Source organism: Staphylococcus sp. GDX8P54P (assembly GCF_017893165.1).
Taxonomy (GTDB): domain Bacteria; phylum Bacillota; class Bacilli; order Staphylococcales; family Staphylococcaceae; genus Staphylococcus; species Staphylococcus borealis.
Genome location: NZ_JAESMM010000051.1, coordinates 25574 through 41419, shown reverse-complemented (window position 1 = coordinate 41419; position 15846 = coordinate 25574). Strand labels below are relative to the sequence as shown.

General features: G+C 36.0%; 16 protein-coding genes. 14 read left to right on the top strand and 2 right to left on the bottom strand.

Annotated elements, in window-relative coordinates:
* The first annotated feature begins 315 nt into the window (after positions 1-315).
* The 6 genes from KA909_RS12465 to KA909_RS12440 all read left to right on the top strand — a co-directional run bounded on the left by KA909_RS12465 (position 316) and on the right by KA909_RS12440 (position 6649).
* Complete coding sequence (locus KA909_RS12465; RefSeq protein WP_210130286.1) at positions 316-1095, top strand: hypothetical protein; 780 nt, start codon at positions 316-318, stop codon at positions 1093-1095.
* Positions 1096-1270: 175 nt separating this feature from the next.
* On the top strand, positions 1271-2344 hold the full coding sequence (locus KA909_RS12460) for an NAD(P)-dependent alcohol dehydrogenase (RefSeq protein ID WP_193838737.1): 1074 nt from the start codon (positions 1271-1273) through the stop codon (positions 2342-2344).
* 118 nt (positions 2345-2462) lie between these two features.
* The gene (locus tag KA909_RS12455; protein ID WP_210130285.1) at positions 2463-3443 is read left to right on the top strand and encodes a DUF418 domain-containing protein; all 981 of its coding nucleotides are present in this window, start codon (positions 2463-2465) and stop codon (positions 3441-3443) included.
* A gap of 186 nt (positions 3444-3629) precedes the next feature.
* The gene (locus tag KA909_RS12450) at positions 3630-4709 is read left to right on the top strand and encodes an amidohydrolase family protein (protein ID WP_193838739.1); all 1080 of its coding nucleotides are present in this window, start codon (positions 3630-3632) and stop codon (positions 4707-4709) included.
* Between the two features lie 140 nt (positions 4710-4849).
* Positions 4850-5290, top strand: a complete 441-nt coding sequence (locus KA909_RS12445) for a MarR family winged helix-turn-helix transcriptional regulator (protein ID WP_210130284.1) — start codon at positions 4850-4852, stop codon at positions 5288-5290.
* Positions 5291-5305: 15 nt separating this feature from the next.
* Complete coding sequence (locus KA909_RS12440) at positions 5306-6649, top strand: dihydrolipoyl dehydrogenase family protein (RefSeq protein ID WP_193838740.1); 1344 nt, start codon at positions 5306-5308, stop codon at positions 6647-6649.
* A 210-nt stretch (positions 6650-6859) separates the two neighbouring features.
* On the opposite strand, the gene KA909_RS12435 is transcribed toward KA909_RS12440, so the two are convergent.
* On the bottom strand, positions 6860-7546 hold the full coding sequence (locus KA909_RS12435) for a type 1 glutamine amidotransferase domain-containing protein (protein ID WP_193838741.1): 687 nt from the start codon (positions 7544-7546) through the stop codon (positions 6860-6862).
* A gap of 185 nt (positions 7547-7731) precedes the next feature.
* Between KA909_RS12435 and KA909_RS12430 the strand changes: the two genes are divergently transcribed.
* The 8 genes from KA909_RS12430 (at position 7732) to KA909_RS12395 (ending at position 14924) form a co-directional block, all read left to right on the top strand.
* A complete protein-coding gene (locus KA909_RS12430; protein WP_107629321.1) occupies positions 7732-8244 on the top strand; it encodes a DUF308 domain-containing protein in 513 nt (170 codons plus the stop codon).
* Positions 8245-8519: 275 nt separating this feature from the next.
* Positions 8520-9716, top strand: coding sequence for a 3M3SH-releasing C-S lyase (locus tag KA909_RS12425; protein WP_193838742.1), 1197 nt, complete (start codon positions 8520-8522; stop codon positions 9714-9716).
* 13 nt (positions 9717-9729) lie between these two features.
* The gene (locus KA909_RS12420) at positions 9730-10137 is read left to right on the top strand and encodes a carboxymuconolactone decarboxylase family protein (protein WP_193838743.1); all 408 of its coding nucleotides are present in this window, start codon (positions 9730-9732) and stop codon (positions 10135-10137) included.
* 167 nt (positions 10138-10304) lie between these two features.
* The gene (gene fmdA, locus KA909_RS12415) at positions 10305-11498 is read left to right on the top strand and encodes a formamidase (RefSeq protein WP_210130283.1); all 1194 of its coding nucleotides are present in this window, start codon (positions 10305-10307) and stop codon (positions 11496-11498) included.
* Positions 11498-11764 carry a zinc ribbon domain-containing protein gene (locus tag KA909_RS12410; RefSeq protein WP_193838745.1) on the top strand — a complete coding sequence of 89 codons (267 nt, stop codon included), beginning with the start codon at positions 11498-11500 and terminating at the stop codon, positions 11762-11764. The genes fmdA and KA909_RS12410 overlap by 1 nt, the downstream gene beginning before the upstream one ends.
* Positions 11765-12186: 422 nt before the next feature.
* The gene (lpdA, locus tag KA909_RS12405; RefSeq protein ID WP_210130282.1) at positions 12187-13548 is read left to right on the top strand and encodes a dihydrolipoyl dehydrogenase; all 1362 of its coding nucleotides are present in this window, start codon (positions 12187-12189) and stop codon (positions 13546-13548) included.
* A gap of 268 nt (positions 13549-13816) precedes the next feature.
* Positions 13817-14155, top strand: a complete 339-nt coding sequence (locus KA909_RS12400) for a PadR family transcriptional regulator (RefSeq protein ID WP_053030099.1) — start codon at positions 13817-13819, stop codon at positions 14153-14155.
* A complete protein-coding gene (locus tag KA909_RS12395; protein WP_193838747.1) occupies positions 14145-14924 on the top strand; it encodes a hypothetical protein in 780 nt (259 codons plus the stop codon). Before KA909_RS12400 ends, KA909_RS12395 begins: the two co-directional genes overlap by 11 nt.
* A gap of 86 nt (positions 14925-15010) precedes the next feature.
* On the opposite strand, the gene KA909_RS12390 is transcribed toward KA909_RS12395, so the two are convergent.
* Positions 15011-15676, bottom strand: coding sequence for an SDR family oxidoreductase (locus KA909_RS12390; protein ID WP_210130281.1), 666 nt, complete (start codon positions 15674-15676; stop codon positions 15011-15013).
* Between the last annotated feature and the right edge of the window lie 170 nt (positions 15677-15846).

Here is a 15846-nt window from a genome sequence, read left to right as displayed (position 1 = left end):
GATATCATTTATACTTATTCAATTAATGAAATCTAAGATACGTATGATTCATAAAAGTGATGTTGTTTATGCACAGTAGCTAAATGAACTGAGAAGATGGGAGTGGGACAGAATTCTTTTTGAATTCGTCGTCCCACCCCCGCAAGGGTGACTAGAACTGAGAAAAGCTTGAATTAAGCGCCTTCTTAGTTCAGTCAGCTACTGCGAATTTGCTAAATAGCTTCATTATATTATTTTTGTCCCATCCTCTAATTTTATGTAAATTAATGTTATGCTATTATGAAATGACTAACAGATAGAAGGTGTGAGAACATAATGACAAAAATGCTATTTTACATTAACGGTACACAAGTGACTCAAAAGAAAGTGAATAAATGGGAAACGCAACGTTTAAAAAATGTTTATAAATATTTATCGAAATATCCAGAAGCTCAGTTAAATAAAAATGTCAAATTATGGGTTAAAAATAATGATTTAGATAATATGAAACAGGAAATTGCTCAAGCTAAACTTAACATCACCTTCTCAAAACTAAGAAAATCAATGAGATTTAAATATACAGTAGGTAATTTAATATCAGCAATAGCGACTAAGCTATCGTTTGGACAACGCAAAATGAGCACAGTTGAAATCGCTATACCTAATAGTCATTTAAATGCTCAGGAAGTGATGAATGTTTTAAATCAAGTAATGATGCAGAAAACGCCAGAACATGATGAAATTAATGTGAAAGCAAATCCGGATCATTATGTACTCGAAGGCATTACTTCAGAAATTCAAGAAGTGCTTGAAACTACAGGTGGTAGTCCGTTACCGACACATTTCTTTGCTCATTATAATGATGAAACCAAACTTAAATCACGTATGTCGGAAGATTACCAAATTGAATTACCGGGCGTTGCTAAATTGAAAAACGGCATGATTATAGGCGGTATGCGTCATCAAATTCGCAATGAAAATAATGGCTTTCGTTTTAAAGCATTAGTTGAATTTCCAGCGATTTTACCAAATTATATGATTCATCAACATCAATATCATTTATGCTGTGAATTTGGAAACTGGCTGACTTACATTTTAGAAGTTGAAAGTAAATAGAGCTTTAAACTAATAATCGCTACCTAATAAAGTAGCGATTTTTTTATTGGAAAAATTATTGTGAATTCATCATTTTAGTTTAAAATTACTTTACAAATATTTATGAAATCGTTTACATAAACCATTTTCAGTGAAAGAATAGTATAAGATACATAAACTTAGGAGGATGTTATTTATGAGTGAGACGATTCCGGAGAAAATGAATGTTGCATTAATGCATGAACCTTATGATATTGAAATTGTCGAAAGAGACATGCCTGAAGTAGGTCCTAAAGATGTCCTAATTAAGATGATGGCGGTAGGCGTATGTGGTTCTGACGTCCATTATTATGCACACGGTCGTGTAGGTGAATTTGTTGTTGAGAAACCAATCGTATTAGGTCACGAATGTGCAGGTATGGTCGCACAAGTTGGGGAAGATGTCACAGACTTTAAAGTTGGTGATCGAGTTGCTATCGAACCTGGGGAACCTTGTCGTGAATGTGAATACTGTAAATCTGGACGCTATAACTTATGCCCACATATGGAATTTATGGCAACACCACCGTACGATGGTGCATTCTGTGAATACGTAAGCCATCCGGCAGACTTCCTGTATCATTTACCAGACTCAGTGACTTATGAACAAGCGACATTAGTTGAACCATTCTCAGTTGGGTTACAAGCATGTAAACGTGCGGATATTAAACCAGGTTCAACAGTTGTCATCATGGGTATGGGTCCCGTTGGTTTAATGGCGGTTGTCGCTGCTAAAGCTTACGGCGCAACAAATATTATCGTTTCAGATTTAGAAGATAATCGTTTAGAAGCGGCTAAACGTTTAGGTGCAACAACGACAATTAATATTAAAAATGAAGATGTTGTTGAACGTATTAAAGCCTTAACAGACGGTCAAGGCGTGAACTATGCCATTGAAACTGCAGGTAATCCGATTGCTTTAAGAAGTGCGTTAAATTCATTAAAAGATGGTGGCACTTTAGCAATTGTTGGCTTACCTCAAGAAGATATGAACGAAATTAATGTGCCATTTATAGCGAATCATGAAATCAATATTGTAGGTGTGTTTAGATATGCGAATACGTACCCACAAGGTATTCAAATCTTAAGTACAACAGACGCTGACATCGATTCATTATTCACACATCAATTTGAACTTGCCGATACAAAAGAAGCGATGGAATTAACACGTACAAGTAAAGGTGATGCCTTGAAAGTGATGGTATATCCAAATGGCTTTTTAGATAAATAACTGTAAGTAATGCGTACGCTAACTTTCAATTTTGAAAGCGAATGGTCTTAACATGTAAGATTAGATAAATGCGCATGACGATTGAGCCTCCTACCATAATAGGTAAGGAGGTTATTTTATGAGTGAAAAACGTATTGTTGGATTAGATATCATTAGAGGTATTGCCATAGCTGTAGTATTATTTGCCAATGTTTCAGATATTCTTCCTATAGTTCAAGGTGAAGTAAAACCAACGTTTACACACGCGGACCACATTGTTAAACAGTTCTTTGCACTTTTAATTGATGCACGTTTCATCACCTTATTTACCTTATTGTTTGGTATCGGTATGGGAATATTCATGAATAATGCACGAAAAAAATCTCTATCACCGATTAAATTAATGTTTCGCCGACTCATTTTCTTACTTATTGTCGGTATCCCTGGCATGATACTAGTGTTGCCTTACGCACAATACGCCCTAAGTGGTCTTATTTTGATGTTTTTATTCTTATTACCAAAACCACGCTATACTTTATGGATTTCTCTTGTTTTGATTGTCGGTACAACCGTTGAAATTTTGATTACGCCATCTTCAAATCCTATGTTTTATACTCTACTAGGCGTGATGGCATTTGGTTTGTATTTATCTCAAAGTGGCTTGATTTATCATTTTCACGAAAAACGCACATGGTTTATAGTCACATTATGTATCAATAGTTTCGTTGTAGCGTTATTAGTCATATTGAAAGTAACTGGGTTACCATATAATTGGACAACGATTGAAGATTTAGTAACGCCTTATCAAGCAATTATTTATTTTATTGTCTTAATGTTTATGACACAGAAAGTGACGATTCAGCAAATGCTTAAGCCTTTTGAAAAGTTAGGCAAAACAGCATTTACGAATTTCATGACGCAAATGGTATTACTCTATATTGTGGTGAAATGCTTCTTTCCTTATGACCACCCAACACCAACGCAATCACTTTATATTGGATTGCCTATATTGGTAGTTAATATTTTAGCAACTTATTGGTGGTTATCTTGTCATCGCCAAGGCCCACTAGAAATATTATGGCGCAAATGGACGTATAAAAATGTGCTGAAAAATAAATAATCCTTGAATCGGGTGATGAGTATGTATAAGTTAATACGCTCAAAATCCGATTTTGCTATTTTTAGATGAAATTTAGTGTATGCGCAAATTGTCTATTAATTATCGTTTGCTTACTTTAAAAAAAAGAAAGCAAATAATATGTGTGTTAATTTAATCAATAGATAATGTGTAAGGGGAGATTATGTTATGAACAAAAGACAAGAAATTATAGATATTCATCACCATATTATTCCAAATGTATATAGAGATGCCTTGCGTAAAATCGGTGTGACTACTGCTGGTGGCTTTCCTATTAGAAAATGGGAACCCGAAGACAGCATTCAAATGATGGATGAGTTAAATATAGATGTGGGTTATACTTCAATATCAGAACCTGCAACGATACCATTTAATAGAAAAAAAGCTGCTAAAGTAGCACGACAAGTGAATGAATATCAAGCACAATTAAAGAAAAAGTATCCTGATAGATTTAAAAGCTTTGCCTTGGTTCCTATGCCACATGTCAAAGAAACAATTAAAGAAATTGAATATGCGTTAGATGTCTTAAAATTAGATGGCGTTGGATTATTCTCAAATTATGGAAATGCATATTTAGGAAATGATGTATTTGAAAAGGTCATGGTGGTACTTAATGAGCATCATGCCAAAGTATTTATTCATCCGAGCGCTAACGCTGAAGATTTCCAACCGCCACAATATGTGGTTGCAGATTTCATCCAAGAGTTTACATTTAATACTACACGTGCAGCTACCAATTTAATATTTAGTGGCACAGTAGAACGCTATCCTAATATTAAATTTATCTTAGCTCATGCTGGAGGTACATTGCCATATATCCAATGGCGTATCAATAATACATTAGAAACGCAAAAGTATATAATTCAAGATCCTAAAAATAGACTCAAGTCATTGATGAATAACGGTAAGTCTGAAATCATTAAAGAGGTAGCCAAACATCCAATTCAATATGCGAAGATGTTTAAATTCTATCGTCATGGCTTGCAACCAAGTAAGACAATAACTAAAACTGCGGCTGATTATATGAGTCATTTCTATTATGACACTGGCTTATCTACTGGAGAATCGACATTCGCCAGCTTGAAAGCAGCGACAGATACTGAACATATTTTATTTGGTTCGGATGCACATTACGCCCCAAATCAATGGATCGCCAAAATGGAGCAAGATATAGATAATACTGGAGCATTTAGTGACATTGAAAAAGCAAATATTTTCAGTCATAACACGACGAAATTATTTAAATAAATAACTTTATAGAGGCAGGGCAACCAATTTTGTATAATACATGAAAGGCTGTCCTGCTTTTTTAACACTTAATATTTGATTAATCGCGCGCGATTATTTACACTTTAATTAATCGCGCACGATTGAAAAGAGGTGATGTCTTGAACAATGATGATATGAAATTAGCAAATCAACTTTGTTTTTCTGCATATAATGTGAGTCGTCTATTTGCGAAATTCTATGAACAACAATTGAAACCCTTTGGGTTAACGTATTCACAATATTTGGTGTTACTTGCATTATGGGAACGTGACAATCAACCCTTACATGAAGTGGGGAAACAGTTGGATTTATCGAGTAATACATTGACTCCCCTTTTAAAAAGATTAGAACAGTCAGGGTGGGTTCAACGGCAACGTTCAGAGGCAGATAAACGTCAATTAGTCGTTTCGTTAACACGAAAAGGGCATGAACAACAAGAAGCGATCTTTAAAGCAGTGGCTCAATGTCTACCGCCAGAACTAGATGAAGCACAATATAACGAAGCGAAAGCAGTCTTGAATAACCTAGAACAGTCATTAAAAGCACTCACGAATAAATAAAAAAGGATGAGTTGAATGAAACAATATGATGTTGTATTTATAGGAAGCGGACACGCAGCGTGGCATGCAGCACTAACACTTAAACACGCAGGAAAAGAAGTTGCAATTATTGAAAAAGATACCATTGCAGGTACATGTACAAACTATGGTTGTAATGCCAAAATCCTATTAGAGGGCCCATATGAAGTGCTAGAAGCATCAGCACAATATCCTAACATCATCCAATCACAAGATGTCAATGTGAATTGGTCTCATTTAATGGATTATAAAAAACAAGTGATTAATCCAATGAATGGTATGTTAAAAGGCATGTTTGAACAACAAGGCATCGACGTTTATATGGGCAAAGGTGTCATTAAAGAAGCGCATATAGTGGAAGTAAATGGTGAAACATTACAAACGGAGAATATCGTCATTGCGACAGGTCAACATAGCAATAAATTGGACATTGAAGGTCAAGCACTCACACATGATAGCCGTGAATTTTTATCTATGGATGAACTTCCAAAGCGTATGACATTTATCGGCGTTGGTATTATTAGTGTAGAATTTGCGTCTATTATGATTAAATCAGGTGTTGAAGTGAGTATGATTCACCATTCAGACAAACCACTTAAAGGCTTTAATGACACACATGTGACGAAATTAATTAAGAAATTAGAAGACGAAGGCGTACAATTCTACTTTAATGAAGAGACAAAAAAAGTCGAAAAAGTAGGCGATGCTTATCAAGTATCAACAGAATCTGGATTAATGATTGAAACAGATTATGTCTTAGATGCGACAGGTAGAAATCCAAATGTTGAAGGCATCGGTTTAGATAATGTGGGAATTGAATATAGTAAAAAAGGTATCTCTGTAGATGGTCATTTAAGAACAAATGTAAACACTATTTATGCGAGCGGCGATGTCTTAGATAAAGCTATACCTAAATTAACACCAACAGCAACATTTGAATCAAATTATATTGCTGCACATATCTTAGGAATGACGCAAGATGAAATACACTATCCAGCGATTCCTTCGGTACTTTATTCATTACCTCGACTTTCTCAAATTGGCGTTACTGTTCAAGAAGCAGAGCAAGATGAACGTTATACAGTTAAACACATTCCATTTGGTAAACAAATGGCATTCGAATATAAAAATGAAACAGATGCAGAAATGTACGCTGTGTTAGATGAAAATAAGCGATTGGTCGGCGCAGAAATTTATGGTATTGACGCAGCGGATTTAGTAAACTTACTCGTATTTATCATTAATCAACGTATGACAGCACAAGATTTAAATCAATTGATCTTTGCCTTCCCTGGTGCCTCTAGTGGTGTCATTGATATGTTGAAAGTGACTATGTTGTAAATTAATATAAATCAATAAATAAGCGACGGGGACATAAATAATATAAAGAAGCTATTTTGCAAATTCGCAGTGGCTGACTGAACTGAGAAGGCGCTTAAATCAAGCTTTTCTCAATTCTAGTCATCCTTGCGGGGGTGGGACGACGAATTTAAAAGAATTCTGTTCCACTCCCTTCTTTTTATATTTTAACTGTACGCGCAGTCTAAAAACTTACTTTTGTGATTCCAAGAATTTTTCAGCTACGGCTTTACCAGATTGTGGATTTTGACCAGTAATGATGCGACCATCAGCGACTACAAATTCAGTCCAGTTATCGCCTTGCTCATAGTTAGCACCGCGACGTTTCAGTTCATCTTCAGTAAGATAAGGCACGACGTCTGCCAAACCAACCGCTTGTTCTTCACTATTTGAGAAGCCAGTAACTGTCTTGCCATCGATGATATAGTTACCTTCAGCATCTTTAACATTTAATAGGCCGATTGCGCCATGACAAACAGATGAAACGACATCGTTATTGTCATAGATTTCTTGTGTTAATTTCTGTAAATCTTCATTGTCTTTGAAATCCCAAATCGTACCGTGACCGCCAGCGAAGTAGATAATATCGTAATTCTCAGCTTTGACAGCATCAGGTGTAACGGTATGGCCAAGACGTGTCATAAAGTCTTTGTTTTGATAGTATTTCCAATCTAAATCAGTCATCATATCCTCTTGTAGACTTTGTGGATCAATGGCAGTATAACCACCTTCTGGGCTAATGTAATGCACTTTATAACCATTTTTATATAAGACATCCGCGAAATGAACAACCTCGCCAAACCATAGACCAGTTGGACGGTTCATATCTGGATATTTCGTTACACTTGTCACAACCACTAATGCTCTTTTTGTATTCATTGATACGCCTCCTCATTTTATACTACCTTCAGTCTACCCTTTTCAGAAAAGTAGGAAACTGAAGTAGTCGTGTATTAAAGATATCATGTTTCAAGTAAAAAGACGTAAGATGTATTCGTTGTGCGTCAAATACAACTTCAATATACTTAATATAATGATGATTGTTAGCGAAAGGAGGAATTAGAATGGCACAAGATAATAACAAATTGAAATGGTCAAGCTTAATAATGGGGACATTACTGTTAATTGTGGCAGTTATCATCTTTAGTTATCCTGTTAAAAACTTCTACACGCTGACTTGGCTTATTGGTTTATTTATTCTTATTAACGGTGTGATTCAGCTGTTATTCCGTCGTGCTGCAAGAGCGCTCGCTGGTAGTGGTACTGGGCTTATTATGGTTATAGGAATTATAGATATTATATTTGGACTGCTAGTCATGTTTAATGTTGGTGCAAGTTCAACATTCTTTATTTTTATGTTTGCCGCATGGTTTATTGTAAGTTCAATTATCGGTCTACTTACGATTTCTAAGCAAAGCCGTTTAAAAGGACTATCTATCATAGTTAATATTTTAGGCTTGCTATTAGGAATGATTTTATTATTTAATCCTATGATGGGAATGATACTTGTTTCAACAATGATTGCGATCACATTTGCAATTTTAGGTGTAACTTATGTCATTGACGGCCTTGCATAAATTTTTGGGGTAGGGAGAGAGACATAAATAATATGATGATGCTATTTTGCAAATTCGCAGTAGCTGACTGAACTGAAAATGCGCTTAAATCAAGCTTTTTTCAATTCTAGTCATCCTTGCGGGGGTGGGACGACGAATTTAAAAAGAATTCTGTCCCACTCCCGTTGTCTTTCTCCCAATTTTTATATTTAGAAGAGAAAATCTTAAAAAGTGAATTCATGATTTGGAAGTATTACAATAAAATATATTAAACAATGATTATAGGAGGCATTCATGTGACGTACAATTTTGATGAAATCATTGATCGCCGTGAAACTAATGCGATGAATGTTGAAGGTTATAAAGGTTACTTATTTGGAGATGCAGATACTTCAGACTTAGAAGACCATGATGAACTCATCCGTATGTGGGTCGCTGATATGGATTTCGCCACACCCGACGTTGTGTTAGATGCGATTAAAGATAGACTAGATAAAAAGATTCTAGGTTACACTAACTTATTTGGTACAGATTATTATGATGCCTTTGTCTCATGGACAGAGCGACGATTTGGTTATACATTCCCACAAGACCACCTTGTATTCTCCCATGGTATAGTTGCTGGGTTAATTGAACTTGTAAGTTATATTTGTGATGAAGATGACAAAGCGCTTATTTTAACACCAAGTTATGGACCATTTAAAATGGCATGCGATAAAAACAATATCAAGACGATATATTCCCCACTGATTAATCATAATGGGTACTATGACATCGACTTTGACGATGTACGTCAAAAAGTAGAATCAGAAAATATTAAACTATGTATTTTTGCGAACCCACATAATCCAACAGGCCGCGTATGGTCAGAAGATGAATTGAAACAATTTGGTCAAATCATGGCAGATAATGATGTATGGATCATTTCAGATGAAATTCATTGTGACATTAAACGTGCCGGTCAAACACACATCCCTTTTGCTAAAGCAGTGCCAGATTACGATAAGATTGTGACCGCAATGTCGCAAAGTAAGGCATTTAATATAGCAGGCTTAATGTTCTCAAACATCATTATTCCGAATAGAAGATTATTAAAGACATGGAAGTTACATCACTTTAGTTCTGAGAATCCATTAAGTATCGTTGCGACACAGGCCGCTTATGAAAAGGGCGAAGACTGGTTAGCCGCTATGAATGATTATTTAGACGACAACTTCAAATATTTGGCAAACTTCTTAGAACAAGAACTCCCACATGCAGAATTTAAAATACCAGAAGCCACGTACCTCGCATGGGTAGATTTAAGCTATTACATCAAAGAAAAAGAAATCAACGAACCCATCGCGAAATACTTTATCAAATATGCAGGCGTGATCATTGAAGGACAAGAACAATTCGTGCATAACGCGGAAGGTCACATTAGAATCAATATTGCCATTCCACGTGAAGTTATGAAAAAAGGATTACAAAAAATAAAAGACGCATTGGTTTAAAAGGAGATAATGCATGTCAATTATACCCCCATCGAACAATGGTCAGACACCATTTCAAAAGTTATTAGGCCATCAAGACAAAATGATGCAGTTATGGTCACAGTTAAGTGATGTGTTAGAAAGTGACGGCGCACTTAGCAAGGCATTGAAAGAAGAAATACGAAGAATGTTAGCCCAGAAGAATGGGTGCCAATACTGTAAGGCAAAAGGTCAACCTACCGGCAGTCTAAAAGATGAAAAATCATCCATTTGCATAGGATTTACCGAGGTGTTTATCAAAATGGGCGACCACATTCCAGACAACATTATTAAAGTACTTCAAGACAATCTAACAACAGAAGAAATCGTTGAACTCATTGCATTTATTACATTCACCAACGCACAACAGAACTTTGGTGCAATAATGAAATTACAACCATAACACAAACCTCTAGTCTATTTGGCTAGAGGGATTTTTATTTCAAATATTCAAATTGTCAAAAAGTATATTATTACTCTCTATTTATAATTTTATATGATATGATACAAGAAACAGAATATTCAGTCATAATCAATTTTTATAACTTTATAAACAAGGGGGTTAGGCTCATGCCTAAAAAGTTATTTAGTATTGATTTAAACAAGACAATGGACCAACAAGATCATCCAGGTCACAATCGCTGGCATCCAGATATTCCAGCGGCTTTTTCAGTGGATCCTGGAGAATCATTCAGAATGGAATGTTTAGACTGGACAGACGGTCAAATTAGTAATAATGATGATCCGAGTGATATTAAACACGTCAATTTAAATCGAGTTCATGTATTAAGTGGACCAGTACATGTTAACGGTGTGGAACCTGGAGATTTACTTGTTGTGGATATTCTAGATATTGGTGTATTTGATGAACATCAATGGGGATTCAACGGTATCTTTGATAAAACGAATGGTGGAAGTTTCCTTGTAGATCATTATCCTAATGCGCAAAAATCAATTTGGGATTTCAATGGTATTTATGCGACGAGTCGACATGTACCTGGAGTAGAGTTTGTAGGTTTAATTCATCCTGGCTTAATTGGTGTGGCACCTTCTCAAGAAATGTTAGATGAATGGAATCGCCGTGAAAAAGAACTTGTTGATACTGACCCAAATCGAGAACCCGTATTGGCCAATTTACCTGACACAGACGCTGTAGTTGCTGGTACGTTAACTGGAAAAGACTTTGATAAAGTTGCTAAAGAAGGTGCACGTACGGTTCCACCACGTGAAAATGGTGGTAACTGTGATATCAAAAACTTATCTAAAGGTTCACGTATTTACTTCCCAGTCTTTGTTGATGGCGCAAAATTATCAGTAGGAGATTTACATTTCTCTCAAGGTGATGGCGAAATCACATTCTGTGGTGGTATTGAAATGCCTGGTTGGATTGAACTTAGAGTTAATGTTATTAAAAATGGCATGGAAAAATATCATATTAAAAAGAATCCAGCATTTAAACCAGGTCCAGTAATGCCTAATTATACGGATTACATCGTCTTTGAAGGTATTTCTGTTAACGAATTTAGTGGTAAACAAACGTATTTAGATGCTAATACGGCATATAGAAATGCTGTATTAAACGCAATTGAATTCTTAAAAACACGTGGCTTTACTGGCGAACAAGCATACATGTTACTAGGTACAGCTCCTGTACAAGGCACTGTAGCTGGCATTGTAGATGTTCCCAATGCATGTTGTACAATCGCAATTCCTCGAGAAATTTTTAAAGAGGATATTATTCCAAACTTGGAGCCGGATAAGTAATGCCTAATTATACTTATAATTGCGCAAAATGCGGAGAATTTACACTTCGACAATCAATGAACACTCAACATGATACAGCGACTTGTCCTTCATGTGAAAGTGAAGGAACACGTGTGTTTAATAGCTTTCAAACGTATAAAATGGATGGAAAGTTAAAAAAGCGAATTGAACGGGGACAAGAACCTCGATTAGTAAGTAAAGATAAACTTCCGTCAATGAAATCAAAGCCTAGTAGAGTAGCTCGTCCCTGGATGGCTGGTCATTAATAGTATGAGACGAGCCTGGGACATAAATAATATATTAATGTTATTTTGCAAATTCGCAGTAGCTGACTGAACTGAGAAGGCGCTTAAATCAAGATTTTCTCAGTTCTAGTCATCCTTGCGGGTGGGGCCCCAACAAAGAGAATTTCACTAAGAAATTCTACAAGCAAAGCAAGTTGGGAGAGAGACGACGAATTTAAAAGAATTCTGTCCCTCTCCCATTTTCATGCCTTAATCTAAACACGCCCCTTATTTAAAAAAAGTAAAAAATCTGTCACTTACGTTTATTTGAAATTATAAAAAGATAACTCTAATATATAATTGAAAGGGTGTAAAGCGCTTACACCCAATTAGGGTGATTATGTTCAAAGTTAACATTATTAAGGGATGGAAAGACAACTTCAAAGGTGAAAGGGGTACAAATGATGTCTAAATCGTATGATTTGATCGTTATTGGAGCAGGGCCTGGAGGTTATGCGGCAGCAATTCGAGCAGCGCAATTAGGAAAGGATGTAGCGATTGTTGAGAAACAACACGTGGGTGGTGTATGTCTGAACGTAGGTTGCATACCGTCAAAGATATTTTTAGAATATGGTGCGAAAGTGAGAGACATACAATCTGCAAACAATTGGGGAATTAAGACGAATCACATAGATATCGATTTAAATGGTCTTGTGCAACGTAAAGACCAAGTGGTTAAGACCGTAACGGATGACGTTCGAGATGCATTACAGCAACACAATGTTGACATGATTGAAGGCGAAGCAGAAGTACTTGAAGGATTGAAAGTCCAAGTGAATCAGGCCATTTACACGGCGAAAGATATTATTTTAGCAACAGGGACAAAGCCGTTTGTACCACCAATCGAAGGTCTAGATCAAGCACACTTTGAAACAGCTGACACATTTTTCAACATGGATGCATTGCCGAAACAACTCGTGATAATTGGTGGCGGTGTGATTGCCTCGGAAATCGCCTCTTCAATGGCTGATTTAGGCGTAGATGTTACGATTTTGGAAAAGGGCGATAACATTTTATCTAGTGAAATTGAGGAGATACATACGCATCTATCCTCATATTTGAAACAACAAGGTGTACAAATTATTACCAATTCAGAAACAACGAAAGTGAATGCTACAACCTTAGAAATAGATGGCAAAGATGGGCCTAAAGAAATACCATATGAAACGTTACTCTTTGCGACAGGACGACAACCTAATGTTCATGTGGCTAAGGCATTAAAGCTAGAACAGGATGGGAAGTGCCTCCAAGTCAATGAACATTATGAAACGAGCTACGCACATGTTTATGCAATTGGTGATTTGGTGCCAGGTTACCAACTAGCACATACCGCAAGTGCGCATGGTAAGTATGTAGCAGAACATATTGCAGGCAATCATCCAGAGGCGATTAATCAAGAAGATATACCGCGATGTATTTATACAAGATTGGAATCTGCGTCTGTTGGTTTATCAGCACTACAAGCACAAGAAGCGGGCTATGAGGTTGAAGTGACAACTGCGCCTTTTCAGAAGAATCCTAAAGCAATCTTGAAAGGTGAAACACAAGGACTTGTTAAAATAGTAGCGAATAAGCAAGATGGCAAGATTTTAGGTGGATTTATCATTGGGCCGCATGCGACAGATTTAATTAGTGAAATCTTAGGCATTAAAGTGGCAGGAGGTACGTTGAACGATATTGCGCACATTATTCAACCACATCCTTCACTATCAGAAGTGATTGGTGAAAGTGCAGAGGCATCTTTTGGAAAAGCAATATACCATTAAGTGTGAACAATCATTATCTTTCAAAAACCAAGTCAAATACATTAGCGATTGATTTATAAATTACACAAAATGAATTTTAATATTTACGTAACGAGTATGGATAATCCCCCAGGCGCGCCAAAGTTGCTGGGGGATTTAATGTGTTATTTATGCAACTTATTAATTAGCGTAGCGATTAAAGCGTCACTATATTTTATTGTAAGATAGTTGACTTCTTTTTTAAAATGCACTATCTTATATTATAAGATAGTTAGTAAAAGGTGATGACATGTCAGTATCTAATCAAATGATGAAGGGGCTTTTAGATGGTGCAATTCTAGGACTTATAGCTAAGGGTGAGACGTATGGGTATGAAATTTTAGAGAAATTAAAAGAAAACCAATTTCCTGAAATTAGCGATGGTAGTATTTATCCAGTGTTACTTAGATTAAGTAAGAAAGGCTACGTTCACACAACCACGCGTAAATCAGATAACGGTGGCCCTAAACGTAAGTATTATACGATTTCTGAAAGCGGGCAAGAAGAATTGGAACGATTTAAGGAGAAATGGCGTTATCTCAACTCAGGAATGAATAATTTATTCGGGAGTGATGAATATGATGACTAAAGCACAAGAAGACTATATATTAAAGCTAAAGGCAGAATTAATGTTTAGAGGTAAGGATGAGGATGAAGTCCATGCCATTGGTGATGAATTACAAGACCACTTTGAAATGGCAGAAGCGAATGGTGACGATGTGAGCGATATTCTGAACACGCCTGTGAAAGATTATGCGGATAACTTCTCTAAAGAAATGAGCTTCACTAAAGGGTTACCTAAATATTTAACGTACTTCGTATGCTTTATGATTGCGATATTTACGATACCAGATTTCTTTGAAACGACCTTTACACTCACGGTGGGCTATATTTTAAATATAATCTTTATCTTCGTATTAGCGATCATTGTGCCGTGGTTCTTAATAAGAAAAGCAATTGTAAAATATGGCGATGCTAAACGTGTCTATGTCTATGCGTTTATAGGCGGTATGGTTCTTTTTATACTAATGATTGTAAGTACGTATATTGCTGGAAAATATCCTATCTATACACTTGTGAGCCTTAATCAAACGCAAAGTATCGTTATTGGACTCATATTATTAGCAATTGTTATGTTGCTATGTTTCATTGTGAAACAAAAGCTATTTGCACTTGTCATCTTTATCGTGTGCTTACCTAATTTAATCGGCCAGATTTTTAAAGCACACCATCATTCTAATGAGCAATTTCTAACGATATCACTTGTACTGTATATCGTATTACTTATTGGAATCAATATCGCATTCTTTGGTCATGCTTATTATACGAACCGAAAAGAGCGAAAACATCATTCTTAAATGATTGATAAAAAGCGTTGAATCACTTCATTAATAGTGACTCAACGCTTTTATTAGTGACGCATCATTGAAATATGAATGCATCATTAATCGACTAACCAACCACCATCGATTGGAATAATTGAACCATGGATGAAATTAGAATCATCACTTGCTAGGAAGAGTGACAATTGTGCAATTTCCTCTGGTTGACCATAACGACCAGCAGGTACAGAATTTGTTTTTTCCATAACATCTGCAGAACCTTCTTCAAACATCGCATGTGTCATGCCAGTATCAACGGCACCAGGTGCAATGGCGTTTGCTTTAATACCTTTAAGGCCATAATCAAATGATAATTGTTTCGTATAACCTGCAATACCATGTTTCGCAGAAGTATAAGCTGCACCGCCACCGCCAGCTACAAATGCACCGATAGAAGCAATATTAATAACCGTACCTTTGCCATTGTCAATCATATGTGGCAACACTGCATTCGTTACAAGATAGGTACCTTTTAAATTAATATTAATAATTCTATCCCATAATTCCTCTGACGTTTCTAGCGTTGGTTTATAATCATCTAGAATACCAGCTGTATTACTTAAGATATTGATCGTACCAAATGCTTCAACACCTTGTTTAACAGTTTCTTCATTGATATCAGCGATGATAACTTTAGCACCCTCTGATGCATAAAGAATGGCCTGTGCTTTACCCATACCAGAACCTGCACCTGTAATAAATGCGACTTTACCATCTAATTTTCCCATTAATAATCCCTCCAAGATATATTCATGAACACCCTTTATTTAACTATTCCTTTAAAATGTGAAAGTATTCATATCACTTATTTATGTATTCATAACTTTAAGTTATGAGACTTTGAATGATTATTAATTAAGCACATAGGTTCAACTAAATTTACGAAGAATTGGTTGCG